The organism is Polynucleobacter sp. AP-Sving-400A-A2 (assembly GCF_018688155.1).
Classification (GTDB): Bacteria; Pseudomonadota; Gammaproteobacteria; order Burkholderiales; family Burkholderiaceae; genus Polynucleobacter.
The window spans coordinates 1,364,207-1,389,912 of the sequence record NZ_CP061312.1 but is presented as its reverse complement, the minus strand read 5'-3'; the positions used below and the strand labels follow the sequence as shown (position 1 = coordinate 1,389,912).

The window sequence follows — 25,706 nt, the reverse complement described above, 5'->3', positions numbered from 1 at the left end:
TAAGGGGGTTATTACAGCCTAAGCCTCGTCGTGGGCCTCAATCATGAGTTGTACGCGTGCCTGCCCTTGAAAACGGTCGGTGACTAGGCGATAGGCCAGCTTGGCCTTGGCCGGCAAGGATTGGGTGTGGTTAAACCAGACTCCAGTAAATGGCTTGCTAGCCAGTTGACCATCTCCAATCGGACGAAGCTGTAGGCGCAGATGTTTATCTTTCATGAGGCTTTGCTGCTCAATCTCAAATTCCCCATAAAAAATGGGTTGAGGAAAGCCCTGACCCCAGATTTCTTCAGCCAGGAGATCGCCGGTTTCGGGCGTGAATTCAGATAGATCTAGTGGCCCATCATGAATATGGCGACGCTCTAACAATTCATCATTGAGTAAACCATTGGCAACCTGCTGAAACACGGTGTCAAACTTTTCAAAATCAGATTTTCTAATACTGAGCCCTGCCGCCATGGCGTGGCCACCAAATTTGAGAATCAGACCCGGCTCACGTTTGGAGACAATATCTAAGGCATCACGCAGATGAAAGCCTGTCAATGATCTACCGGAGCCACGCAACTCCTCACCGTTGGCGCCATCAGCTGGAGCAAAGACAATCGCAGGTCGGTTAAAGCGTTCTTTTAGCCGAGAGGCCACGATGCCAACTACTCCCTGGTGCCACTCTGCATTCCAAAGACAGATGCTAGAGCGCTCTGCCATCGTGCCTGCCAATTGATCCTCAGCAAGGTGAGCGAGGGCAGCTTCTTGCATGCCGCCTTCAATGACACGCCGCTCACGATTGATGCGATCGAGTTCATAAGCTAGCTCAATGGCCTCTTCGGGCTTGTCGCAAATTAATAGGCGAATACCTAGAGTCATATCCGCTAGACGTCCTGCTGCATTTAAGCGCGGCCCTATAGCAAAACCCAAGTCAAAAGTATTGGCCTTACGGGGATCGCGTACAGCCGCCTGGAATAGTGCCTGAATACCTGCTTGTGATGCGCCTGTACGAATGCGCTTCAGGCCATTAGAAACCAAGATGCGGTTATTGCGATCCAGCTGTGCCACATCCGCTACGGTGCCTAAGGCCACGAGATCCAATAGGCTTTCGATCTTAGGTTGAGTCTCAGCAGTAAATTTTCCACGCTGTCGAAGTTCTGCTCGCAAAGCAACTAATAAATAGAACATCACACCTACACCGGCAAGCGCTTTGCTTGGGAAACTGCAACCCGGTTGATTGGGATTGACGATTGCAGTGGCTTTAGGGAGTCGATCGCCTGGAAGGTGATGGTCGGTCACGATGACTTCCATTCCTAGCTCGCGAGCTCGGTCTACTCCAGCTTCGCTGGCAATGCCGTTATCGACTGTGATGAGGTATTTTGGTTTAGGGTCTTGCTGAGCGGCAAGATCAACAACCTCGGGAGTTAGTCCATAGCCCATCGTAAAGCGATTGGGCACTAAGAACTGAATGGGAGTATCTGGTCCACCCAACATTTTTAATCCACGCAGAGCAACAGCACAGGCAGTAGCGCCATCGCAGTCATAGTCTGCTACTACCAGCATAGACTCTTTGCGCTCCAAAATATCGGCTAGCAGGGTGGCAGTACTGATGCAGTTTTTGAGTTCGACTGGTGAGAGTAGTTGCTTTAGATCTAAAGAGAGCTCATCTGGCTTATCAATGCCGCGAGCTGCATAAAGCCTTGCTAGTAATGGGTGTAGACCACTTTGCTGTAACCAGCTAGCCGTGCGATCAGAGAAGGGGCGCTGAGAGAATAGGCTCATGCTGAAATGATTTCTTGCCAAGTTAAGGGCTCTGATTTTTTCCAAAAAGCCCATGACTTTTTATTGAAGTCTTTGGGTGTGAAGATTCTATGGCGAGTTTGACCCTTGGGAAAATCGATTACTTCGATTTCATCTAACTCATTACCCAAGAGTGCTACTCTTAAGTTATCCCAAATACTCTCAGGGTGATCAATCCATGCAAAGGTATTTTGCAGATTTGAGAAATCAATTTCATGCTGTTGAGGGATTGCAAGGTATTTAGCTAGCCCAGCTAAAAGGGGGTGATTTCCGTATATCTGATTTACATTTTCAAGTAATGGAGGGGTCTGAATATCAGCCAGTTTGCCAATACCGCTAATCCATAAGGAGTTGATGCTGGGGTATCCGCGTTGTTCTCGCTCCTGATTGACCGGGTCAATATGCCAGAGCATCTGAATTTCATTTTGGAGTTTGCGCCAGAGCTTAGCAACCCCAGTCACGTTTGTATCGCGCGGCATCCACCAATCAATATTGCGACCATGCGCTTGATCAATGGAGTGCGTTGCAAGACTAGTAAATGGACCGGCTGAAATAAACCAATCACGCTGCCCTTGGAATAACACCTTGTTTCTAAAGTCTTCTTCAATGAAGGGGAGGGCAGCTTGTAGCAAGTTGGCAGATTCATGTGCTGTCAGATCAATCTGACTTTGGGCCATCAGGATTAAATGATCTCGGGTGGCATGAAGGTGGACTGGCTGTAGACAGGCAATCACTTCGTTTGGGTTAACTCCTAGGTCGCTTTGGCCCAATAGCAAGATTGGGGCAATCGGCAGTCGATCGCCCACTAGAAAGCGCTCTTGCGGCAGTCCGCTGGGCGGGGTATCCCGCTCTAATCCAGTGTCAACAGTATCTTCCCCTGAAACCATCAAGGTAAAGCGTTGCGATGAGCTTGTATGGGGAGCTAATTTGGCAGTCATTCCCTTGATTTTAGGTGGCATTTACAGAATCCATCGGTTTACTCGTTTAATTCACTAAACTGTAAGCATGTTGAGACTTCCTATCGAGCTAGAAATTGGCCTACGCTACACCCGATCTAAGCGTCGTAAGACGGTGGGTAAGCGTGATGGCTTCCTGTCTTTTATTTCTGGAATCTCCACTGCAGGTATCGCTTTGGGTGTTGCCGCCTTGATTGTGGTGCTCTCAGTTATGAATGGCTTTCAGAAAGAAGTGCGCGATCGCATGTTATCCGTCCTTTCTCACGTTGAAATTACTGCCCCAGATGGCTTAGCCAATTGGGAGCCGATTGCACTCAAGGTAGCCGCCCAGCCCCACGTAGTCGGTGTCGCTCCGATGGTTAGCTCGCAAGGCTTACTCAGTCGCGAGAATGTCATGCGTGGCGTGTCTATTCGGGGAGTGCTGCCAAGCGAAGAAGGTAAGGTCTCTGATTTGCCTAAGCAGTTTGTTACCGGCAGCATCGATGATTTAAAACCAGGCGCCTTTGGAGTTGCCTTAGGTGCACAGCTTGCCAATATGGTCGGAGCTCGCCTTGGTGATCGTATTAATTTGATCGTGCCAGAGAGTGATCTGACTCCAGCAGGCGCTATGCCTAGAATGCGAACACTACAAGTAGTGGGCATTGTTGATAGTGGTCATTATGAATACGACAGCTCTTTAGCCATCATGCATTGGAAAGATGCCGCTGCTTTACTGCGCTTGCAAGATCCATCCGGCTTGCGCGTGAAAGTGGACGATATGCAGCGTGCTCCAGAGATTGCTGCTGAGTTAGCTCAAGTTGTGCCACAAGCTTTGTGGGTGAGCGACTGGTCACGTTCCAATCGAAATTGGTTTGCGGCTGTTCAAACTGAACGTAAGATGATGTTCATCATTCTGACCTTGATTATTGCGGTTGCTGCTTTTAATTTAGTATCCACCCTGGTGATGACGGTAAATGAGAAGCAGGCTGATATTGCAATTTTGAGAACGATGGGCGCAAGTCCTGGACTCATTCAGAGAATCTTCTTGGTACAAGGTTTAGCAATCGGCTTACTAGGCTCTCTAGCCGGTGTTGGCTTGGGCCTCCTAATTGCTTTAAACATTGATGTGATCGTTCCTGCAATTGAAGCCATCTTTCGCGTGCGCTTCTTGCCACGCGATGTGTACTTTATTAGCGAGTTGCCATCGGATGTTCGTTTATCCGACGTGCTTACGGTAGGTCTAATGGCTTTTGGCCTCTCTGTACTGGCTACCCTGTATCCAAGTCGACGAGCCGCCCAAGTTCAGCCTGCGGAGGCATTGCGCTATGAGTAATTCCAATCCAATTATTCTGAGTGCATCAGGTCTAGCAAAGACTTATGGCAAAGGGCCGACGGCTGTCGACGTCCTGAAGGAAATTGATTTACAGGTAAGCGCTTCTGAGAAGGTCGCCATCGTAGGATCTTCTGGCTCAGGTAAAAGTACCTTATTGCATCTATTAGGTGGTCTAGACACTCCCAGTGCTGGTACTGTGATTCTGGCTGGCGAGAATCTTCATCAGCTGCCCGTAAGAAAACTAGATCAACTACGTAATCACAATCTAGGTTTTATTTACCAGTTCCATCATCTCCTAGATGAATTCAGCGCTGTTGAAAATGTAGCATTACCTTTACGTATTCGCGGCCTAAGTAATGAAGAGTCCATGGAGCGAGCAAGCGCAATGTTGCATGCAGTTGGTCTAGCAAAGCGTGTTCAACATACGCCAGGTGAACTGTCTGGTGGTGAGCGTCAGCGTGTTGCAGTCGCCCGTGCACTAGTCGGCAATCCCTCTTGTGTGCTGGCAGATGAGCCGACGGGTAATCTGGATACCGAAACTGCTGATGGCGTATTTGATTTGATGTTAGATATTGCTCGTGAGCAGGGCACAGCTTTTGTGATCGTCACTCATGATCCCATTCGCGCAAAACGTTGTGACCGGATTTTACATTTAGAGCGCGGAGTATTAAAGACTTTCGCACAATGAGCGAAGTGAATAAAGAACTTACATGGGTGGATACCCATTGCCATGTAGATGCTCCGGAGTTTAAAGATACTCTTCCAGAGATCATTTCAGGTGCGGCAGATAAAGGTGTTAAAGCTATTTTGATACCTACTGTTCAGGCTTCTGATTGGGGCCCAGCCAAAAATTTAGCAAAGCAGTATGGCAATCAAATCCCAGGGTTGGTCTATACCTTAGGTATTCATCCGCTGTATATCAATCGCGCTCAAGAGAGCGATATCGATACTCTTAAAAATCAAATTGAACAATCTTTAAGTGATCCTCGATTTGTGGGTATTGGAGAGATTGGACTTGATTACTTTGTCGAAGGGCTTGATCCCCAACGTCAAGAGTTTTTCTTTCATAAGCAATTGGATTTGGCGCAGCAATTTCAGTTGCCAGTGATTTTGCATGTGCGTCGTTCACAGGATGCCATTCTGAAAGCACTACGTAAAAGAACTATTCCTAGCGGTATCGCACATGCCTTTAATGGTAGTCATCAGCAAGCTGAGCAATTTATTGAGCTTGGATTTAAGTTGGGATTTGGTGGGGCGGCAACCTACGATCGCGCTTTGCAAATTCGACGACTTCTGCAGGAGATGCCATTAGATTGCATCGTTACCGAAACCGATGCTCCTGACATTCCGCCAGCCTGGTTGAAAGAGGAGGGCGGCAAGTTCAATCAACCTGCTTTGCTCCCCAGAATCGCTACCCAATTAGCGAGGATTCGTGGAATGAGTGAGGATGTATTTTCAAAAGCAGTTTGGCAAAACGCCATGCAAGTATTACCCCGTTGGTCATCCCTCATGACTGACAACCCAAACCTACTATCCGCCTCTTAAAAACTTGCGCACCAATATTGCGGCGTTTATCGCCGGGGGATCGCTACTTCTATTTTTACCTGCTGTGCCAGAGTATTGGGGCTGGATTTGTATAGCATCGATCACGATCTCCTTGTTGGGTATTTATATCAATTACGCATCGATCCAATATCCTCGTACAAATATTGTATTGATAGCAGTTTGTAGTTTCACCTTAGGGTTTTCTTGGAATGCAAATTACGCACAAAGTCGACTGGCTAATGTCCTTTCAATCGAGCATGAAGGCAAAGACCTTGTGCTTGAGGGAAGAGTCAATTCTTTGCCACAGAGCTCTTCCAGTGGTGCAAAGTTTTCTTTTGAGGTAGATCAGGCATTCTCAGGTAAAGATTCGATTGAATCATTTCCTCCGCAGATCTATTTGAGTTGGCAGCCCGCATGGCGTAATCCTCAGGATGTGCCCGAAGTCATTCCAGGTCAGCGTTGGGAATTGAAGGTCAAAATCAAAAGACCTTATGGATCCCTCAATCCCCATACTTTTGATTTTGAGCGTTGGTCCTTCCATCAAGACTTTGGCGCCAGTGGATCAGTTAGGTCAGGAAAGTTAATCCTTGAGAAAGATATTGCCTTTACAGAATTTGCTCTAGCTATGGAGTATCAACGTTGGAAGTTAAGGCAAAAGATTCAGCGCCTATTACCCAGAGATGCGCGCTATGGTGGAGTAATTGCAGCTTTGGTGATGGGTGATCAAAATGCAATCGACCAAGATGATTGGCGGGTATTTAATGCAACCGGAATTGGACACCTCATATCAATTGTATGTAAGATATACCCATCATAAGGGAAACATTTATGCCAATTGCTTATTCGTACATTAGATTTAGCTCTGAGAAGCAGGCTAAGGGTGACAGTATTCGCAGGCAGAAAGACTTAGCTTCTGAGTACATAGAGCGTAATCCTCAGCTAGGTTTAGAACTGGACACAAGCCTACAGCTTACTGATGAAGGGTTGAGTGCCTACAAAGGGGTTGCTCAGACCAAAGGCTCATTGGGAGTGTTTAACCGCTTAGTTGAGGATGGGAAGATTGAGAGAGGTTCATATCTCTTGGTTGAGTCCTTAGACCGATTAAGCAGACAGACACCCAGAAAAGCTTTGGCTCAACTTAGTGCCTTGATTGATGAAGGTATTGTTGTCGTGACACTTAATGACAATAAGGTCTATACCAGCGTGTCGATGGATGAAGATAGCGGTATGAGTTTGATGTTTGCAATCATGCTGATGTCTAGAGCTCATGAGGAATCTGCAACGAAAGCAGACAGAGTAAGTAGAGCTTGGCGACAAAAGATGCTTAGGGTTGCTGATGGTGTACAGCTTACAAAGAGAGTGCCTTTCTGGATTGTTAAGGAAGACAGGACTAAATCTATCGCTGATAAGGTTGCAATAGTAAAGAAAATCTTTAAGTTATCAGCTGATGGTTTGGGTGGACAAAGGATTGCTACGCTGCTTAATAATGAAAGTGTTGAGCCTCCGACAACCAAGGCTGCTAAGTGGGGAATATCCAGCGTTAAGAAGGTGTTGAATTCTGAAGCCGTACTAGGGGTGCTGAATACTGCTGATGGTGTAAGGCATGAGAATTATTACCCTAGAGTTATCTCTGAGAAACTCTGGATTAAGACTAGGTTTCAAGGTGTAACTTCAAAGAGCACCAGAGACAGTCACAGCGTTCATCCATTGAGTGGACTGTGCGTTTGTGCGGTTTGTGGGGCTACAGCGACACGAAGTGGTAAGAGTGGACGAGTTAGGCAAGATGGCACTAAGAATATCTGGAGAACTCTAGTTTGTGCGAACAGCATGGGTGCTAGAAGTGCTTGTTCCTATCAGTCGATTAGTTACGACAAGATTGTTAAGGCGGTCTTAATGGCTCTGATGGGTTACCAATATGTTCCCCCAAAGGATGATATTGGTGGTGAGCTTTGGCAAGTTGGTGAAGCGATTAGCTTCTTGAGTGACGACATCATAGAACTACAAGACAGCATTAAGGTAAATAAGGGCAGCCCTACATTAAGGCAGGAGCTAACAGCAAAGATGCTTGAATACGATGAGTTGAAGGCTGAAGAAGCTAGGTTAAAGATGCTATCGCGACCGTTCATTGCTAGAGAGGTTGAAGGTGGTTTAAAGGCTTTGCTTAATGAAGGGCTGCTTAACAATAAGTGCTTCAAGCAGGTGGTCAGGAAGATAGCGATTAACTTTAACGAGAGAAGTCTTATCGTTACTGGGCATGACGGCACTATGTTGGAGGAAAAGATTGATTTAAGCAACGTGTATGCCTGAAAAGCACCCTAAACTGTGTTTGAATTAATGGTATTTATTCACTACTTATTAAGATATAAATGACCACTCAATCCCTGCAAGAAGCTAGCGATAAAACAGGTATTCCTGTTAAGGAACTTAAAAAGCTCATGGCTCTGACCTATGCAAAAGGTGAGTTACCTAGACCCATAGCAATGAAGAATATAGGCTTTGCTAAAAGCACCATTCAAGCACTTAGGAATGAATTAGACCCACTACTTAAACAAGCTAGGAAAGATGCTCAAATTATGGTAAATCATGCCTTTAGATTAATAATCTGTAATCTAGTGGTGAGTGTTCTGAGTAGACATAGATTGTCTCTGTCAGGTAGGGACAAGGACTATACCAAAGAAGCAACGTATAAGAAACTTCGGTTTACATTAAGAGCAGTAAATACTGTAACTAATGCCTTAATACAGAATAGGTATCTGGTCTTTAAGAAAGGTAGCAAGATAAAACAAGAAGTAAACAGCTATGAGCCTACGAAGAAGTTAGAGCTACTATTGCTGCCTTTAATTTATGAAATACAAGAAGAGTATTTGGGTGATGATGAACACTTAATTATCTATAAACCAAAGCTAGAGAAGAAGGCTAAGAAGAAAGATAAACTGGGTCTAGTTGCAGTAAACAATCCTCAAAACCCAGTTCACAGTCCTTCCCAGAACCATACTATGGGAAGACGTTCTTACTCGCCAGAGCTACTACCAGACCACCCAGACAGAGCTGGATTAAAGCGTATTAATGAGTATTTAAAAGATGTCACCTACGCCCTTAAATCACCTGTTAAACGCATATTTAGCTATGAAGACCCCATGCAAGGCGGACGTGTTTATGTGCGTCTACAGGGTCTTCCTGACCGTCGTGCAAGGGTCAGAATTAATACCCTCTTGAATGGAAAACCAGTAGTAGAAGTAGACTTATCAGCCAATCATCCAAGAATGCTAATGGCATTGGAAAACAAGAAACTACCAGCGAACTTCTACGATGATATTGCTGCCAAATCCAATACATCTAGGGAGCAAGTGAAGTTTTTAGTTACTAGGTCGATTGGTGCTAGTGATAGAAGAATCTCATTAAAGCCTGATGTCGATGAGAAAGATTGGTATGTGACAGACTTTATTTTGACCTACCCAGAAAGAGATGCTATTTGGAGTGCAATTGAATCTGACTACCCAATCCTTTACAGCAAGTTCTTTAAAGGAAATGGAATTTATCTACAAGGATTAGAAGGGGATATTCTGATGAAGGCTATGCTCAGCCTAATTGAACAAGACATCCCTTCACTACCAATACATGATGCTATTTATGTTCAGCGTAGACATAAGAGCAAAGCCAAAAAAGCATTAGAAAAGGCTTGGATGGCAGTGCTAGATGTGAAATTTAAGCCAGCTATTAAAATAGATTCATGTAAATGATATTTGACCTGAACAGGGAATTTCGCAGCAAAAAACTACTTTTCGCAACTAGTTATTGCTTATGTGCTGCAAATTTCATAATATAAAATATAAGCATTCCTGAAAGTAGGCTAAATTAGGCTATTGTTAATATCTGAACTTATTCCTATGCCCGTAAGAGAGCTACCGAGCAGTGTGATTTTAGAAATTCAAAATTTACTTAAATTGGTTAATCAAAAAGACCAAACAGAGTCTGAGATGCTTTGGCATAAGAAAATGTTTGATACGGCAATTCGCCATCTGGAATATTTTATAGAGCCCAGAGTATCGGTAAATGCTCAAAAAATTGCAGATGCTAACAATCTGGGTGACTTAACGAAACAAAGATATAGGACACCTAAGGCATGGGTTGGGGGTGGAGATTTATATTGGGAGCATGCTAAACCTGTGGTCGATATCAGAAGAGCCTTACTTAAACTAAAGCCTGTGCCAACTGCCGAGGAAATACTGCGAGTCGTAAGTCAGGCTGAGATAGCTTGGATTACCAGGGATGAGGAAAAATTGTTACCCAAGACTGATAGAGCAGATTGGCAGGCAGTCTATCGAGCCAATAGCATTGAATTACTGCCGATAGCTAAGATTAATTAATTGTTGTTTCATGAGAAGTTTTAATTAAAAACCAACGAAGAAAGTGAGCACTAAATGACTCCATTTGAAGCCTTAGAAGAGAAATATGGTTTGCAGGACGTTGCAGATTCAGCTAGAGAAGACCTTGAAGGGAACTACTTTCCATCAAAGATGGGCAAGGTTTCTGAAGCTTATATTCGCTTGATACCGCATGAAGATAATGAATATTTTTCAATAGCAGCAGATTTCTCAACAAAAAAGAAAGTTTCCGAATCTGATGGCGAAGAGATAGCAGATGAAATTTCCGATAAGTTTTTTGAGTTACTACAGAGTGCCAATTCAGAAGATGAGGTCGACTTAGTACGTGGTTTTCATGACGGAACTACAGTTTTCGTCAATGGTGAACAAGTTTATTAATATTTCATCTTAATGTTTGAGCCTATAAATAGAATTGCATACCTCTCACTAGGCAGAGTTGATGATGGGGTCGGTGAAACTTTTGAGAGGTCTTTGCTTAAAGACTGGAGTTTAGCTGTCGCCGTATTTGGACGTAATAGCGAATTCCTAGTCCTTGAAAGCCATCTTGATGAAGAAAAAATCTTTGAAAAGAAGTTTTTTGAAGAGGTGATAGATGATTTTTTCTGGGAGCATCCTTATGGTGAAGTTAATACATTGAAAATAAGAAGTCTTCTGATTGGTGCATATAAGAACCTCAGTGATAGTGAGTTTTGCTCTGGTAATACCAATTATTTTTGTACGGACTATGACGCAAGTATTTCTGAATTCTATCCTTCTTTATTTGTAACGTGTAAGTCTATTGATACGTTTGAAGGTGCTTTTTTCAGTTCTGATTATGGCGAAATAAAATATGATGCTGAAAAGTTTTTTTCACTCTTTTCGCTAAGAGATAGGTTAAGTCTCGGCACCAATCATGTTTATGGAGTAATGGTCTAATGATTAAGTTTTTTACTATGGCATCCTTGGCAAGCACAAATAAGTATTAAATAGCTCACTTATCCTTACTCTTGAAGTATCCTGTGCATATATTGCGAATAGCACCTAAAGCTTTTCTTTATCTATTGCAAATCTTCTTCATATAAAACTCATCATCCGAGCCTGGTGCTATATGTTTAAATTCAGGATTTGGAAACTTTTGCTCCCCAATGTATTTAGTTGCTTCAGCATCTGCAAACTCATTTGTTGCGAGCAGTGCAATCTGCTCATTTTTACAGTCTATACGATACTTTTGCATGCTAGAGATAAGCATCTTGCCTTCAATGGATGCCCATGGCTTGAGCCATACAACCTTAATCCAAAAATCAATACTTTTTAAGTTTTTTACTACTCTAGTATTTTCAAAATAGACTTCTTTTTGGTCATTCCCTCCCCAAATTACCCAGCTAGCATTAGCTTGAATAGGAAGCAAGGTTGCAAAGATTGCAATTAGTATGATTTTTTTCATTATCTTTATGCTTTTAACTGTTTTTACTCAGTTTAATTCCATTTTTAATTTTTATAAGCAATTTTCTAATTTCTCCTTTTTGTGCATGGAGGAAGGTTCTGTTACTTTGCTTTAGTGGCTCTGCCCACTCCCCCGTGTTGCTTTAGGTTGAGTCTCTGTTTAGATACTAATCACAGGTATTTGTTGCATGTAATCTCGATTTCCGGTTTGCATGTAACGATGCTAGCTGGTTTTGGTGCCATGCTGGCTACTTTTCTCTGGCGTCGCAACACTCTGCCACTTTGGGTTCCGGTTGGCAAGGTCGCGGCTGCAGTAGGTTTTTTGACAGCCTTCTTGTATGCGTGGTTGGCAGGCTTTCAGATTCCAGCGCAGCGAACGATGTATATGGTTGGGGTAGTTGCCTTTGCTTTATGGTCCGGCAGAAATCCTCGCTCATTTGATATCTGGTGGTGGGCTCTATTTTTTGTACTAGTCATCGATCCGATGGCACCTTATACGCCGGGTTTCTGGCTTTCGTTTGGAGCGGTAGCTGCGATTTTGTATGCCATGCAGGATTCTGATGGTTTGCTCGGACTGCCTACCGGTAGAGAGCTGGAGGTGTATTGGAGAGATAGAGTGATTCAAGCGCTCCGTGAAGCATGCCGAGTTCAAGCGGTTGTCACCATTGCACTTCTACCCTTAACCTTGTTCTGGTTTTATCAAGTCTCAATTGTTTCACCCCTGGCAAATGCTATTGCTATTCCTGTAGTGAGTTATATCGTGACACCACTAGCTATTGCTGGCGCCTTATTGCCTGATTTCATTGGTAAGTGCTTATTGATACCAGCACATGCCACGATGGACTACTTGGCAATCATGCTTGCATGGATGGCTAATTGGAAATGGTCAATCGCTTGGTCTAGCCAGCCTGACTCGTGGGCGCTAGCCTTATCTACTATCGGAATCCTCGTAGCGATTCGTCCTGGTGCTATTCAGGAGAGCTGGTTCTCAAGAGTAGCAGGTCTCTTATTGTGCACAACCCTATTTATTCAGCCGCTGACTAATCACCATTTGGCAAAAGGCGAGTTTCGCGCAACGGTGCTTGATATCGGCCAAGGCACGGCAGTTCTGATCGAAACCAAAACAAAAAAACTGCTATACGACACCGGACCTATTCAGGGAAAAGATAATGCTGGTCAAAGAATCATCCTGCCGTATTTGAGGGGCAGAGGAATTCATCATATTAATCGCATGGTAATTAGTCATAGTGATAGCGACCACATTGGAGGCGCCGCAACTCTGCTGAAAGAAATTAACCTCGACTCCATGATGGGATCTCTTCCAAGTACCAATCCATTGCTAGCCAATTTAGAAGAAAGGAAAATACCCGCTATTCCCTGTCGCTTTGGTCAGCACTGGTCATGGGATGGGGTGGAGTTTCATATATGGCATCCGCATGAAAACACAATTTTTGATGACCAACATCCCAGAAAGCCTAATGAAGTGAGTTGCGTTCTAGAAGTTCGCAATCAAACCACTTCATTCTGGTTAACAGGTGATGTAGAGAAGCAGGGTGAGGCCGAAATCACTGAGCGCTTAACCCAAACAGCTCTCAATCATTTAAAGAATCAGAATTTGATATTCATGGCACCGCACCACGGTAGCAAAACATCCTCATCTCAAGAACTCTTAGCAGCGCTCAGTCCTGATGAAGCATTTGCTCAAAACGGGTATCGCAACCGATACGGCCATCCGCATCCTACAGTCACCGCCCGATACCAAAGCATGAATATTCCGTTTTATCAAACACCAACTACTGGTGCACAGGTTTGGAGTTTTTATAAAGCAAACAAGTTAAATGAAGAACCCCTGCTTCAGAGAAGGTATGCGCAAAGGCTGTGGCATCGCCCTCCGATAGAAGTGGGTAAATGATTGCTGGTACTAGTGTGAAAAAATATCGGCCTAGAGGAGGGAAGATGAAATATCCAATTGCAATTGAGTTAGGTGGAGATGACAAAGCATGGGGAGTTATTGTTCCGGATTTACCGGGCTGCTTCTCTGCTGCTGACGGTGGTTTTGATGAGGCTATTGAAAAAGCAATAGACTATTTAAAAGATTGGAAACGTCGAGGATAATGATGGTCAAGCGAGATAAGAGCTACGAAGTTAATTTAATGGAATCATTGCTCGATCCTGAGGAGGCTGCAGCCTACATAGATGCGGTAATGGAGCTTGAAGACAGGGCTGCTTTATTGCTGGCTCTTAGGCAGGTTGCAAAAGCGCATGGCATGGCCGAGGTTGCACGTAATGCTGCCCTTGGCGAAAAAACGCTTTTTAAGTCTTTGAGTGATGATGGAAACCCAACTCTCGAAACTATGAATAGAATCCTCCATTCTGTTGGTCTTCGCTTAAGCGTCGTTGCAAGTGGACTTAAGTCAAACCCTGCATAAAAATTGCTTGGGAATCACATCACTTTTGAGCGTAAACTAAAAGTATGAAGAAATTCATCACATTTCTCCTCCTCAGTTTTTTCGTTAGCCAAATCAACGCTGCGATGATGCCTGTTGATTTAAATGTAGCCAGCAGTGTTGTTGTAGCCTCGAGTCATGATCATTGCCAAGAGGCTGCATCTACTAGCCTTACTGAGGATGGTAAGTCTAGTACCAATGCTAGCGCTACCCACTATTGCTATGCTGCAGTTGCCATTCTGAATGTTTCGTCTGAGTTTTTTGCATCACAGCAGGTCGATGTGCACTTACATAGCGATGCTTCAACGCCTGCATCCAATATTTCTGAATCCATTTACAAACCTCCCAGAAATTATCTGTAATCACTTTTGATTGTGGTATTGAGATGCCTTTTGATAATTTTCGTTTTGGAGAATCGTAATGAACATGACTCACTACATGGAGTTGTTAGCTGACAATCAGCCGTGGAATCTATTAATTTTTATGGCTATACCGATAGTGCTTGCTGAAACTTTAGCAATTACTGAGTTATATATCTTATTTACCCGAAAGTTCGATGGTTTTTTTTACCACCTTAATCGATTTGCGGGCACGACGGTTGGGTTGTATTTCATTGGCGTGATCGCATACTTGATGGTAACTGCGGTGCTACCTATTACTAAAAATAATGAATGGCGTACCGCTATTGATGTGATTGCGGTTGCTAGCTATCTCATTGGTGGCCTGCCTTTGATTTGGATTGCTCTGCAGGAGTTTGGTTTTGTGAACAAAGCCTTAGATCAAATGGGTAAGTTGAAAATTCATGCGATCTGCGTTGCATTGTTTTTGGTCTTTGGACACATTGCCATGATTGTTGGCATGCTGGATCCTGCTTTATTGGGTTACAAAGGTGCCAATACACATCATATGGGTGGCGGTACAAGTAGCGCTGACCATGAGTTCTGCCACCCAGAAATGCACCAAGAGATGAAGGGGGCGCATCAGCAGATGATGAATAGTGGGAATATGCCCAATAGCAATCCCAATAAGATGCCCATGAATCCAAAAAATCACACGCATTAGGTCTAAAGTTGCCATGCATCCGTTGCATGGCAACTACATGATTCCAAGAAAGCAAAAAGGCTTCTGAGTCAATTGACCTAGAAGCCTTCTACTGTTTGGTTGCGGGGGCAGGATTTGAACCTACGACCTTCGGGTTATGAGCCCGACGAGCTGCCAGACTGCTCCACCCCGCGTCTGAAGGTCAGATTCTACCATTTTTTCAACCTCTCTGTCGAGATATTCCTTAATTTGGTGCTTAAAAAAACGATTTTTAAACAAAGATATGACTTGAGAGTCAGTCTGCATAAGGTGTAACATACCGCAACGCAATATTACTCAAAGGTGATGAGATGTCCATTAGCAATCCTGAGTTTTCAAGTTCTGATTTATTAAAGCCCGTTGATCTGCATGGTGATCACGATAGTCATAAAAAAGGCTTGGCAACGATGATGTTAGCTGCCATTGGTGTGGTGTTTGGTGATATTGGTACCAGCCCTTTGTATGCCCTCAAAGAGTGCTTTGATCCGCAGCACGGCATCCCATTTTCTCCAGAAGCATTATTTGGTGTGATTGCGATGATGATCTGGTCTTTGATCTTGATCGTGACCTTTAAATACGTTTTATTTGTGATGCGGGCGGATAACAAAGGTGAAGGTGGTGTTTTATCTTTGATGGCCTTAGCGCTCAGATCATTTGATAGCAAATCAAAAGGCTATTTCTTCTTAATGATCCTGGGCATGCTCGGTGCTTGCATGCTTCTTGGTGAGTCTGTCATTACCCCGGCGATTTCTGTTTTATCTGCTGTTGAAGGTATTGAAATTGCAGCACCTGGCTTACATAAATTCATCATCCCTATTTCACTAGTGATTTTAGTAGCCTTATTTATGATTCAAAAATATGGCACGGCGGCTGTTGGCAATCTATTTGGTCCAGTGACCCTCACTTGGTTTATTACTCTTGCAGTATTAGGTGTTATTAATATTGGCGCAGCGCCTCAAATCATCGGCGCAATTAATCCAATGTATGCGGTGCAGTTTGTAATGGATCACCCAACCACAGCCTATATTGTGATGGGTGCTGTTGTCTTAGTTGTTACTGGTGTTGAAGCTCTGTACTTGGATATGGGGCACTTTGGAAGAAACCCTGTCCGATATGCTTGGCTCATTGTTGTTTTGCCTAGCCTTTTAATTAACTACCTTGGGCAAGGCGCACTATTGTTATCGAATCCAGAGGCTGCTTCTAACCCATTTTATTTAATGGTTCCAGATTGGGCTTTATGGCCTGTTGTTGGTCTTGCTACTGCAGCTACAGTCATTGCATCGCAAGCGGTGATTTCAGGTGCGTACTCTTTAGTGAGTCAAGCAATTTTACTGGGCTTCATGCCGCGCATGACCATCATGCACACCTCTGATTCTGAGCAAGGACAGATTTATATTCCAGTAGTGAATTGGGCCCTCTTATTTATGGTGGTTGTCACCATTATTGAATTTAGGGAATCAGTTAATTTAGCAGCTGCTTATGGAATTTCTGTGACATCTACCATGATGATTACTGCAATTTTATTGGGCGTGGTCATGTATCGTGAGTGGAAGATGAATCTCTTCTTAGTACTATCTTTGACGGCCATTTTCTTTACTTTAGATTTTGCTTTTTGGAGTGCTAACTTAATTAAAATTAAAGATGGTGGTTGGTACCCTTTATTTTTAGGCCTCATCATTTTTACTTGTTTGATTACTTGGTATCGAGGACGCAAACTCTTGCGCGATAAATTAGTTGAAGGATCGATCCATTTGAAAGAATTTGTGGCTAGTTTATTGGCCCACCCCCCACACCGTGTTGAGGGAACAGCCATCTTTTTAACTGCGCACATTGATTATGTGCCAATCGCGATGTTGCATAACTTAAAACATAACCGAGTAATGCATGAGCGCATCTTTTTTGTGAAGCTCAGCACTTGGGATGTGCCTTACGTCAATGATCAGGAGCGTCTGAGCATTAACGATTTGGGTGGCAATATATTTTTAGTTAGGGCGGTGTATGGCTTTAAGGAATCGCCTGACATTAATAAGGTATTGTCATTGCTCAGTGAGCAGAAAAATATTCAATTTAATTTAATGGATACCTCATTCTTTGTTGCACGTGACACTATTGTTCCGTCGGCAAACCCTGGGATGGCCTTATGGAGAGAGAAACTGTTTGGTTGGATGATGCAAAACGCAGCCAAACCATCGGACTTCTTTAAGATTCCTACCAATCGTCTGGTTGAGCTCGGTGCAAAGGTAGAGATTTGATAAAGCTGCTTTCTTTGCGCTCCCTATGCTCATTCGGGGTTTTCCTGTTGGCTTGCTCCTTCAACTCTCTGTCGCTGGCAACTCCTGCTGAAGAAGCGCAGTTGGAGCAGTTGGATAAGATTGAACGTGATCTGGAGTTGCAACGGGATTGGGCTAAGTATCGCTGGGATAAAACCAATTCAGAGTGTTATCAAAAGTATTGGGTTAATGACTGCCTAAAAGATTCACGTGCGCTATATCGTAAAGAAATCGATCCCATTCGTGTGCAAGAGGTTGAGTTACATGAAGTGCAGCGCAAGTTACGCGCCAGTATTAAAGATCAACGCGATGCCACTAAGATTGCTGAACGTGCTTCTGCTGAAAAAGCAGCTGAGCGCTCAGCCAATCAAAAAGAATTTGAAGAGAAGCAAAAAGCAGCTGCTGCTCGTGCAGCAGATGTAGAGCAACGCCGCAAAGATGCACCTAAGCGTGCTCAAGAAAACAAAGCGGGCACTCAGCTCGATTAATCTCTTGGCCAAAATAAAAACAATCTATATCTGTCAGTCGTGTGGTGGCAGCTCTGCTAAATGGCAGGGACAGTGCCCCTCATGTCAGGCATGGAATACCTTGGAAGAGGGTGTTCCCGAGGCCAGCTCAAATTCCCGCTTTCAGGGGCTGGCACAGTCACTTCCCCGTCAAAAACTATCCGCTATTTCGGCTGAAGATCTCCCACGCTTTAGTACTGGCGTAGAAGAGTTTGACCGCGTATTGGGTGGCGGATTAGTTCCTGGTGGCGTTGTTCTTTTAGGCGGCGATCCTGGGATTGGTAAATCTACCCTCTTACTCCAAGCCCTTGCTGAGATGAGTGCTGCTGGCATGAACGTGCTCTACAGCAGTGGCGAAGAGTCTGCCGCTCAGATTGCATTACGCGCAAAACGTATTGCACTCGATGCACCTCAATTAGAAGTGCTGGCTGAGATTCAGTTGGAAAAGCTCTTATCTATTATGGATACAGTGAAGCCACAGGTCTTGGTGGTCGATTCCATTCAGACTTTGTATTCAGAGGTGCTCAGCTCAGCTCCAGGCTCGGTTGCCCAAGTGCGAGAGTGCGCTGCGCAATTAACCAGAGCCGCTAAATCTAGCGGCATTTGCGTGTTAATGGTGGGGCACGTGACTAAAGATGGCCATTTAGCTGGCCCTCGTGTGCTCGAGCATATTGTAGATACCGTCTTATATTTCGAGGGTGATACCCACTCCTCATTTAGATTAGTACGCTCGATTAAAAACCGCTTTGGCGCAGTCAACGAGTTAGGTGTATTTGCGATGACCGAAAAAGGTCTGCGTGGCGTCGCCAATCCTTCAGCCATTTTCTTATCGCAGCATGCGGAGATGGTGCCAGGTGCCTGCGTATTGGTTACGCAAGAGGGTAGTCGACCGCTCTTAGTCGAAATTCAGGCGCTGGTAGATACGGCGCACATTCCTAATCCACGTCGCCTGGCAGTTGGTTTAGAGCAAGCGCGTTTAGCGATGCTCTTAGCGGTACTACATCGTCATGCTGGTGTTGCCTGCTTTGATCAAGACGTCTTCTTAAATGCAGTAGGTGGTGTAAAGATCTCAGAGCCGGCTGCTGACTTAGCGGTATTACTAGCAATTCAGTCTTCTATTCGCAATAAGGCCTTGCCTAAAGAGTTGATCGTATTTGGTGAGGTTGGTTTAGCTGGAGAGATTCGCCCATGCCCACGTGGTCAGGAGCGCCTGAAAGAGGCGGCTAAGCTGGGCTTTACTGTAGCCATTATTCCGAAGGCCAATATGCCTAGGACCAAGATCCCAGGGTTAAGAGTGATACCAGTAGAACGTATTGATCAGGCCATCTCTGCAGCAGCAGAGCTCAGTTAAGGCGCTAATAATTTAGCGCAAATCTTCCGCTTGAATCAGTAGTACCTGCTCATTTCCTGCAGACACTTCCATCCAGATGACAGGAATTTGAGGGAAAGCTTTTTTAAAGTATTCATACTCATTGCCAATCTCAATCAGAATGGCGCCACGCTCAGATAGATAGTCTGGTGCGCCAGCAACAATCTTCCGAATCAGATCCATGCCATCATCGCCACCGGCTAATGCAAGAGCAGGTTCTGCATGGTACTCAGCGGGCAGGGCGTTCATCGAGTTGGTATTGACGTAAGGCGGATTGCAAATGATGAGATCAAAGAGATTATCTTCATGGGGTTCTGGCAGCGCATCCCAGAGATCACCCTCAAAAAGCTCTACTTGAGAAGTAAGGCCATGACGATCGAGATTGCGAGATGCTATTGCTAATGCAGGCATGCTGATGTCACAAGCACTTACACGAATGTCGGGACAAGTTAAAGCTAACAAAATTGCTAAAGAGCCATTACCAGTACAAAGATCGAGTGCTTTGCCGTCAGCCGGTAACCAAGGCTCCAGGGAACCATCTACGATGAGCTCAGCTATCCAGGAGCGAGGAACAATACTCTGCTCGCTAGAGAAAAAAGGTACACCCATTAACCAGGCTTCACCCAGGATATAAGCCAGTGGCTTGCGTGTGGAGATGCGAGTTTGTGTCACCTCAAGCGCCTGCGCAATTTGCTCGGCACTCATCACTTGCTCTAAGTGATCTAGTGCATCTGTAGGGCTTAAGTCAAGCTGTTTACTGGCAATCCAGAGGGCTTCACTTTGCGCATCAATAGCACCATGACCATAATGTAAATCTGCTGTTTCTAGTTCTTGTGCAATCTGATCAATGCATTGATCAAGCGTCAGAGATTGCTGGGGCGCAGGGTCCATGAAGAGTTTTTTTATTTGAAAAGTAATTGACGAAACAGGCTTAAGCAACAAGTTGCTCGAGTGTCTTGCGATAAATATTTTTGAGTGGCACCACATCGTCCACAATCACGCACTCATCAATCTTGTGGCTAGTCGCATTGAGCGGGCCAAACTCAACCACTTCTTTGCAGATCTTTGCAATGAATCGACCATCACTAGTGCCGCCAGTGGTGGAGAGTTCTGTATCAATTTTGGTTTCAGCTTTAATAGCTTTACGAAGGGCGTCAGCAAGAGCACCATCACCGGTAATGAATGGACTACCACCTAAGACCCAATCAATTTCAAAATCAAGACCTGCGCCACTGAGAATGCCCTCTAGGCGACTGCGCAACTCTTCTGGCTTGCTCTCAGTGGAGAAGCGGAAGTTGAAATCAATCGCCAGCTCACCAGGAATGACGTTATTCGCGCCAGTGCCTGCATGTATGTTCGAAATCTGAAAGCTTGTGGGCTGGAAATATTGATTACCCTTATCCCACTCAGTCTCAACAAGCGCCTGAATCGCAGGCGCTGAGAGGTGAATCGGGTTTTTACCAAGGTGAGGGTATGCGATATGCGCCTGAATACCTTTCACCCTAAGCTTGCCTGAGAGGGAGCCGCGACGACCGTTCTTAATCATGTCACCGAGTTGATCAACTGAAGTTGGTTCACCAATCACGCAGTAATCTAAACGCTGACCTTGTTTTTGCAAGCGCTCGCACATGATGACAGTACCATCGTTCCCAGGACCTTCTTCGTCACTAGTAATCAAAAAGGCAATCGTGCCCTTGTGATCTGGGTGGGTGATGACAAACTCTTCAGTAGCGATCACAAATCCTGCAAGAGAGGTTTTCATATCCGCAGCGCCACGACCGTAAAGCACCCCATCTCTAATGGTTGGAGTAAATGGATCATTGGTCCATTTTTCCAGCGGGCCAGTAGGCACAACATCAGTATGACCGGCAAACACTAGAACCTTGCCCTGATCTCCAGATGCACCCTTTTTGATTGCCCACAAATTCGTAACCTGAAAGTTCTCAGGCCCACTCACAACGCTCTCAGTATGAAAACCAATGGCTTGAAGGCGCTTGGCAATGAGTTCCTGGCAACCTCCATCCGCCGGGGTTACCGAACGGCAGGAGATAAGGGCTTGTGTTAACTCTAGGGTAGCGCTCATGTAATTAGCTTTAAAACTTAATCACGTAAGAGTTCGTTAATCGCAGTCTTAGCTCTAGTTTGGGCATCCACCTTTTTCACGATGATTGCAGCGTACAGGCTGTATTTACCGCAAGCAGAAGGAAGGGAGCCTGGAACTACAACAGAACCTGCTGGTACACGACCGTAATGGATTTCACCGGTTTCGCGGTCGTAGATCTTGGTACTTTGACCAATGTAAACACCCATGGAGAGAACAGCATTTTCTTCAATGACCACGCCTTCAACCACCTCAGAGCGGGCGCCAATAAAGCAGTTATCTTCAATAATCACTGGACCGGCTTGGATTGGCTCCAAAACACCACCAATGCCAACGCCACCAGAAAGATGCACGTTTTTACCGATTTGGGCACATGAACCTACGGTTGCCCAGGTATCGACCATGGTGCCTTCACCGACATAAGCGCCGATATTGACATAGGAAGGCATTAAAACGGCATTCTTACCGATAAATGAGCCGCGACGAGCCATTGCAGGTGGAACCACACGGAAACCGCCATTGGCGAAGTCCTCTGCGGTGTAGTTTTCAAACTTGCTCGGTACCTTATCGTAGAACTGGGTATAGCCACCAGCGCCCATCGGTTTGTTGTCTTCCAAGCGGAAAGACAGCAAAACTGCCTTTTTGACCCACTGGTTTACTTCCCATTTGCCAACGCTACGGCGCTCGGCCACGCGAATACTGCCTGTATTTAGGCCCTCGAGTACGGCGTTCACAGCGTTGCGGATTTCCCCAGAAACGGCCTCTGGAGACAGGTTTGCGCGGTTTTCCCAGGCTTGATCGATGATGCTTTGTGGTGATTTGCTCATGCTTTTCAGTTAACTATCAGATTGTTAAGGGGTTTTGTCCCTGGATATAGATTGATCATTATATCGGTGGGGCAAAAACCCGTGTGGGGAGCCTTAAGCTTGCTATCATCTTCCCACTTTAGTAATAATTTTTACCCCCTTATTTGAACCCCTTTTTTCCCTGCAAAGTACGCCGTGCAACTGAAATCCATCAAACTTTCCGGCTTTAAGTCCTTCGTCGATCCAACCCATTTTGAAATGCCAGGTCAATTGATTGGTGTTGTGGGTCCTAACGGTTGCGGGAAGTCGAACATTATTGACGCCGTACGCTGGGTTTTGGGTGAGTCTCGCGCTAGTGAATTGCGTGGCGAATCGATGCAAGACGTGATCTTTAATGGCTCTGGTTTGCGCAAACCTTCGGGTCGTGCCAGCGTGGAACTCATTTTTGATAATTCAGAAGGACGCGCTCAAGGTCAGTGGAGTGCTTTTACAGAATTGGGCATCAAACGCGTTTTGACACGTGATGGTAATTCTAGTTATTACGTTAATAATCAAGTTGTGCGCCGTAAAGACATTCAAGATATTTTCTTGGGTACCGGTATGGGCCCCAGAGGTTACGCCATTATTGGACAGGGCACCATCAACCGCATCTTAGAAGCAAAGCCGGAAGAGTTGCGTGTGTTTTTAGAGGAAGCGGCTGGTGTTTCTAAATACAAAGAGCGCCGTAAAGAAACTGCATCCCGCCTTGAAGATACAAAAGAAAACCTAGTACGCGTAGAAGATATTCTGCGTGAGCTCGATCAGCAAGTGACTCGTTTAGAGAAGCAGGCCACTGTTGCTGAGCGCCATGCTGAATTATCTGCTTCAATGAAATCGCAACAGCAGTTACTCTGGTTTGTACGTCAGACCGAAGCTGGCAAGGAGCAAGAGCGTCACGCCAACGGTATTCGTGACACGCAAGTCAGCTTGGAAGAGCAGACTGCCAAAATGCGCCACGTGGAGACCGAGCTCGAGACAATGCGTACCGAGCAGTACGCCCTACAAGATAAAGTCTCTCAAGCTCAAGGTGATCTGTATCAAACCAATGCTGATGTCAGTCAGGTAGAGTCACAAATTCGTTATGTGCAAGAAGCGCGCCAGCGTCTACAACAACAATCTCAAGATTTACTAGCTCAACTGCAACGTTGGACCGTTCAAGAAACCGATGCAGCGCAAGCACAGCGCACTGCTGAGCATGAGCTCAGCCTAGCTGCAGAAAAAGAGCAAACATTAATCACGGATTTATCTGGCCTGCAAGAGCAAATGCCAGCCTGCGAAGAGGCCTATCAAGTTCATGTGCGCGAGCTCAATGATGCGCGCGAGAACTTAGCTACGATTGACCAGCGCTTAGCCAGTTTAGGCGAGCGTGTGAAAGCTATCACTTCACAAGTAGAAGAACTCAAGGGGCGCGATACCCGTCTTGAAGCTGAGCTTGCAGGTATGCGTAGACCTGATGCCGAAGCATTGCAAATGGCTATTGATCGTCATGCGATGGCGCAACGCAAGGTAGACGAAGCGAGACAAAAAGCAAGCGAGGCGCAACAACGCGTTCCTGCAGCTGATGAAGCTCGTAATACCGCACAACAACAGATTCAATCTGCTAACCAAGAGTTGGCACAAACCGAAGCTAAACTCACTGCACTGACTGCTTTACAAGCGAGCGTTCAAGCTCAAGGCAAGATTGGTCCATGGCTCGAGAGCAAAGGCTTAAAAGAGAGCAAGCGTTTGTGGCAAGAGCTCAAGGTGGAGAGTGGTTGGGAAGCTGCCTTGGAGTCCGTCTTGCGCGAGCGCTTAGCTGCGGTTACCGCTAAGAGTGTTCAAGAAACTTTAGCCTTAGCGAATGATGCGCCTCCAAGTCGTTTGGCGATTTTGCTCACAGAAGATATTTCTCCTGCTCACACTACTGTGCCAGCCGATTTCACACCATTATTAACTCGCGTTCAAAGCGCGGGTGCACCACGCGTAGCTGCTGTATTGCAGGAGTGGTTAGATAATATTTATATTGCTAATAGTTTGGAAGATGCATTACATCGCCGCGAGAAGTTACCTGCTGGCGGTGCTTTTGTTACTCAGCAAGGTCACTTAGTGAGCCGTGTGGGTGTGCAGTTGTATGCAGCGGACTCCGAGCAGGCCGGTATGTTGGCACGTGCTCAAGAGATGGAGGGTCTCGAGAAGCAATTGCGTGCACAGAAGTTAATTCAGAGTGAGTTGCAAGGTGAGCTGGATCAATGTGTTGCCAATTACCAAGCTGCCCATCAAGCTGCTGAACAAACCCGCATTGCCGCAGAGCATGCCGTACAAGAAGTACACGGCTTTGAAGTAGAAAGAATGCAGTTAACTCAGGCTGAAGAAAAGTATAGCCAACGCGCTGAACAAATCCAGGGTGAGTTAAGTGAGTTGCGTCAGCAAATGGAGCAATTGACCCAAACTCAAGCGCAATCCTCTGAGGAGCTCGCTCAGTCAGAAGAATCTAAGCAAGGCTTGCAAGAAAATCTCGCCATCGCGCAAGAAAAGTTGGAGTTAGCCACTCAAGAGCGCGATCGTCTTCGCGAATCTTTGCGTTCATCCGAGATGTCAGCTCAAGAAGCAGCATTTACAACCCGTTCTTTACAGCAGCGGATTGCTGACTTACAGCGTGATCAAAGTACTGCGCGTGTACAGATCATGGAGATTCAGGATAAGCAAGCTACCTCTGAGCAAGAGCTTGAAACTCTGAGTGATGAAGAGGCTCAAGATAAATTGCAGGGACTCTTGCTGGCTCGCAGTGCTCGCGAAGCCGCATTGGCAAATGCCCGTACAGAACAAGATGCACTGTTGCATCAATTACGTGAAGCAGATGAAGTGCGCTTGCAGATTGAACGCAGTCTTCAACCTATGCGTGACAAAGTAGTTGACTTACAGTTGCGAGAACAGGCTGCCCGTCTGAACTTTGAGCAGTTTGCGACCTTGCTATCAGACGCTGAAGCAGACTTAACTTCATTAGAAGCCAGCTTTAGCCCGGATTTGAAGGTTGGGGCATTGCAAACCGAAGTCAATCGCCTCAATTCTGAGATTCAATCTTTAGGCCCAGTCAATATGGCTGCCTTGGATGAGCTCTCTAGTTCACGTGAGCGTAAGCAGTTCTTGGATGCCCAATCTGCTGACTTAAATGAAGCAATGCAAACTCTGACTGACGCGATTGCTAAAATTGATGCGGAAACCCGTGATCTATTGCAGGGCACCTTTGATCAGGTCAATATCCATTTCGGTAAGTTATTCCCCGAGCTGTTTGGTGGTGGTCATGCGGAGTTAGTCATGACTGGTGAGGAGATCTTGGATGCTGGTGTTCAGGTCATGGCTCAGCCTCCTGGCAAGAAGCTTAGCTCCATCTATTTGTTATCCGGCGGCGAAAAAGCCCTAACCGCAATTGCCCTAGTCTTTTCTCTCTTCCTACTCAATCCTGCGCCGTTCTGCTTACTCGATGAGGTTGATGCGCCATTAGATGATGCGAACACCTTGCGTTATGCGCAGATGGTTGCCAAAATGTCTAATAAGACGCAGTTTGTATTTATTTCTCATAATAAGATCACTATGGAAATCGCTCATCAGTTGATTGGTGTCACCATGCAAGAGCAGGGTGTGTCTCGCATTGTGGCAGTGGATATTTCTTCTGCAGTATCGATGGTGGAGGCAGCTTAAGTGGCTCT

General features: G+C 45.4%; 24 protein-coding genes and 1 tRNA gene. 18 read left to right on the top strand and 7 right to left on the bottom strand.

Going from position 1 to position 25,706, the window contains the following annotated elements; genetic code table 11:
- Nucleotides 1-18: 18 nt before the first annotated feature.
- Nucleotides 19-1,764: a single-stranded-DNA-specific exonuclease RecJ gene (gene recJ, locus C2758_RS07300; RefSeq protein WP_215327593.1), complete on the bottom strand. Its 1,746-nt coding sequence runs from the start codon at nucleotides 1,762-1,764 to the stop codon at nucleotides 19-21.
- Nucleotides 1,761-2,741 (bottom strand): hypothetical protein, encoded by a 981-nt coding sequence (locus C2758_RS07295; protein WP_215327592.1) that lies wholly within the window; start codon nucleotides 2,739-2,741, stop codon nucleotides 1,761-1,763. Before C2758_RS07295 ends, recJ begins: the two co-directional genes overlap by 4 nt.
- A 46-nt stretch (nucleotides 2,742-2,787) precedes the next feature.
- Here C2758_RS07295 and C2758_RS07290 point away from each other — a divergent pair, with 46 nt between their 5' ends.
- The 9 genes from C2758_RS07290 (at nucleotide 2,788) to C2758_RS07250 (ending at nucleotide 10,895) form a co-directional block, all read left to right on the top strand.
- Nucleotides 2,788-4,050: a lipoprotein-releasing ABC transporter permease subunit gene (locus C2758_RS07290; RefSeq protein ID WP_251369170.1), complete on the top strand. Its 1,263-nt coding sequence runs from the start codon at nucleotides 2,788-2,790 to the stop codon at nucleotides 4,048-4,050.
- Nucleotides 4,043-4,738, top strand: coding sequence for an ABC transporter ATP-binding protein (locus tag C2758_RS07285; RefSeq protein ID WP_215327591.1), 696 nt, complete (start codon nucleotides 4,043-4,045; stop codon nucleotides 4,736-4,738). Before C2758_RS07290 ends, C2758_RS07285 begins: the two co-directional genes overlap by 8 nt.
- Nucleotides 4,735-5,595, top strand: coding sequence for a TatD family hydrolase (locus tag C2758_RS07280; protein WP_215327590.1), 861 nt, complete (start codon nucleotides 4,735-4,737; stop codon nucleotides 5,593-5,595). The genes C2758_RS07285 and C2758_RS07280 overlap by 4 nt, the downstream gene beginning before the upstream one ends.
- A gap of 4 nt (nucleotides 5,596-5,599) precedes the next feature.
- Complete coding sequence (locus C2758_RS07275) at nucleotides 5,600-6,412, top strand: ComEC/Rec2 family competence protein (protein ID WP_251369169.1); 813 nt, start codon at nucleotides 5,600-5,602, stop codon at nucleotides 6,410-6,412.
- Between the two features lie 11 nt (nucleotides 6,413-6,423).
- Nucleotides 6,424-7,902, top strand: coding sequence for a recombinase family protein (locus tag C2758_RS07270; protein ID WP_215327589.1), 1,479 nt, complete (start codon nucleotides 6,424-6,426; stop codon nucleotides 7,900-7,902).
- Nucleotides 7,903-7,961: 59 nt separating this feature from the next.
- Complete coding sequence (locus tag C2758_RS07265) at nucleotides 7,962-9,335, top strand: hypothetical protein (protein ID WP_215327588.1); 1,374 nt, start codon at nucleotides 7,962-7,964, stop codon at nucleotides 9,333-9,335.
- A gap of 174 nt (nucleotides 9,336-9,509) precedes the next feature.
- On the top strand, nucleotides 9,510-9,962 hold the full coding sequence (locus tag C2758_RS07260) for a hypothetical protein (protein ID WP_215327587.1): 453 nt from the start codon (nucleotides 9,510-9,512) through the stop codon (nucleotides 9,960-9,962).
- Nucleotides 9,963-10,016: 54 nt separating this feature from the next.
- On the top strand, nucleotides 10,017-10,358 hold the full coding sequence (locus tag C2758_RS07255) for a hypothetical protein (RefSeq protein ID WP_215327586.1): 342 nt from the start codon (nucleotides 10,017-10,019) through the stop codon (nucleotides 10,356-10,358).
- Between the two features lie 12 nt (nucleotides 10,359-10,370).
- A complete protein-coding gene (locus C2758_RS07250) occupies nucleotides 10,371-10,895 on the top strand; it encodes a hypothetical protein (protein WP_215327585.1) in 525 nt (174 codons plus the stop codon).
- Between the two features lie 118 nt (nucleotides 10,896-11,013).
- Here C2758_RS07250 and C2758_RS07245 read toward each other — a convergent pair whose 3' ends face one another.
- The gene (locus C2758_RS07245; RefSeq protein WP_215327584.1) at nucleotides 11,014-11,403 is read right to left on the bottom strand and encodes a surface-adhesin E family protein; all 390 of its coding nucleotides are present in this window, start codon (nucleotides 11,401-11,403) and stop codon (nucleotides 11,014-11,016) included.
- A 180-nt stretch (nucleotides 11,404-11,583) separates the two neighbouring features.
- Here C2758_RS07245 and C2758_RS07240 point away from each other — a divergent pair, with 180 nt between their 5' ends.
- The 5 genes from C2758_RS07240 to C2758_RS07220 are packed head-to-tail and all read left to right on the top strand — an operon-like array spanning nucleotide 11,584 to nucleotide 14,911.
- On the top strand, nucleotides 11,584-13,314 hold the full coding sequence (locus C2758_RS07240; RefSeq protein WP_251369168.1) for a DNA internalization-related competence protein ComEC/Rec2: 1,731 nt from the start codon (nucleotides 11,584-11,586) through the stop codon (nucleotides 13,312-13,314).
- Nucleotides 13,311-13,517 (top strand): type II toxin-antitoxin system HicB family antitoxin, encoded by a 207-nt coding sequence (locus C2758_RS07235; protein ID WP_371817691.1) that lies wholly within the window; start codon nucleotides 13,311-13,313, stop codon nucleotides 13,515-13,517. The genes C2758_RS07240 and C2758_RS07235 overlap by 4 nt, the downstream gene beginning before the upstream one ends.
- Nucleotides 13,518-13,555: 38 nt before the next feature.
- Nucleotides 13,556-13,831 (top strand): addiction module antidote protein, encoded by a 276-nt coding sequence (locus tag C2758_RS07230; RefSeq protein ID WP_251369167.1) that lies wholly within the window; start codon nucleotides 13,556-13,558, stop codon nucleotides 13,829-13,831.
- 44 nt (nucleotides 13,832-13,875) lie between these two features.
- Nucleotides 13,876-14,211, top strand: coding sequence for a hypothetical protein (locus C2758_RS07225; protein WP_215327582.1), 336 nt, complete (start codon nucleotides 13,876-13,878; stop codon nucleotides 14,209-14,211).
- Nucleotides 14,212-14,269: 58 nt separating this feature from the next.
- A complete protein-coding gene (locus C2758_RS07220; RefSeq protein WP_215327581.1) occupies nucleotides 14,270-14,911 on the top strand; it encodes a DUF6803 family protein in 642 nt (213 codons plus the stop codon).
- A gap of 96 nt (nucleotides 14,912-15,007) precedes the next feature.
- On the opposite strand, the gene C2758_RS07215 is transcribed toward C2758_RS07220, so the two are convergent.
- Nucleotides 15,008-15,084: transfer RNA gene (locus C2758_RS07215), tRNA-Met, on the bottom strand.
- Between the two features lie 156 nt (nucleotides 15,085-15,240).
- Here C2758_RS07215 and C2758_RS07210 point away from each other — a divergent pair.
- Genes C2758_RS07210 through radA form a run of 3 tightly spaced genes read left to right on the top strand, consistent with a single transcriptional unit; the run spans nucleotide 15,241 to nucleotide 19,056 of the window.
- Nucleotides 15,241-17,181: a potassium transporter Kup gene (locus C2758_RS07210; protein ID WP_215327580.1), complete on the top strand. Its 1,941-nt coding sequence runs from the start codon at nucleotides 15,241-15,243 to the stop codon at nucleotides 17,179-17,181.
- A complete protein-coding gene (locus tag C2758_RS07205) occupies nucleotides 17,178-17,687 on the top strand; it encodes a hypothetical protein (protein WP_215327579.1) in 510 nt (169 codons plus the stop codon). The genes C2758_RS07210 and C2758_RS07205 overlap by 4 nt, the downstream gene beginning before the upstream one ends.
- 4 nt (nucleotides 17,688-17,691) lie before the next feature.
- Entirely contained in the window at nucleotides 17,692-19,056 is a 1,365-nt protein-coding gene (gene radA, locus C2758_RS07200; RefSeq protein ID WP_215330177.1) for a DNA repair protein RadA, read from the top strand.
- A 12-nt stretch (nucleotides 19,057-19,068) separates the two neighbouring features.
- Here the strand turns inward: radA and prmB are convergent, their stop codons facing one another.
- From prmB to dapD, 3 genes are read right to left on the bottom strand one after another with little or no spacing between them, the layout of a single operon-like run.
- A complete protein-coding gene (prmB, locus tag C2758_RS07195) occupies nucleotides 19,069-19,965 on the bottom strand; it encodes a 50S ribosomal protein L3 N(5)-glutamine methyltransferase (RefSeq protein ID WP_215327578.1) in 897 nt (298 codons plus the stop codon).
- 40 nt (nucleotides 19,966-20,005) lie between these two features.
- Nucleotides 20,006-21,157: a succinyl-diaminopimelate desuccinylase gene (gene dapE / locus C2758_RS07190; protein WP_215327577.1), complete on the bottom strand. Its 1,152-nt coding sequence runs from the start codon at nucleotides 21,155-21,157 to the stop codon at nucleotides 20,006-20,008.
- A gap of 17 nt (nucleotides 21,158-21,174) precedes the next feature.
- Nucleotides 21,175-22,002 (bottom strand): 2,3,4,5-tetrahydropyridine-2,6-dicarboxylate N-succinyltransferase, encoded by an 828-nt coding sequence (gene dapD, locus C2758_RS07185; RefSeq protein ID WP_215307856.1) that lies wholly within the window; start codon nucleotides 22,000-22,002, stop codon nucleotides 21,175-21,177.
- A 174-nt stretch (nucleotides 22,003-22,176) separates the two neighbouring features.
- Between dapD and smc the strand changes: the two genes are divergently transcribed.
- Nucleotides 22,177-25,698: a chromosome segregation protein SMC gene (gene smc / locus C2758_RS07180; protein ID WP_215327576.1), complete on the top strand. Its 3,522-nt coding sequence runs from the start codon at nucleotides 22,177-22,179 to the stop codon at nucleotides 25,696-25,698.
- Nucleotides 25,699-25,706: the final 8 nt, after the last annotated feature.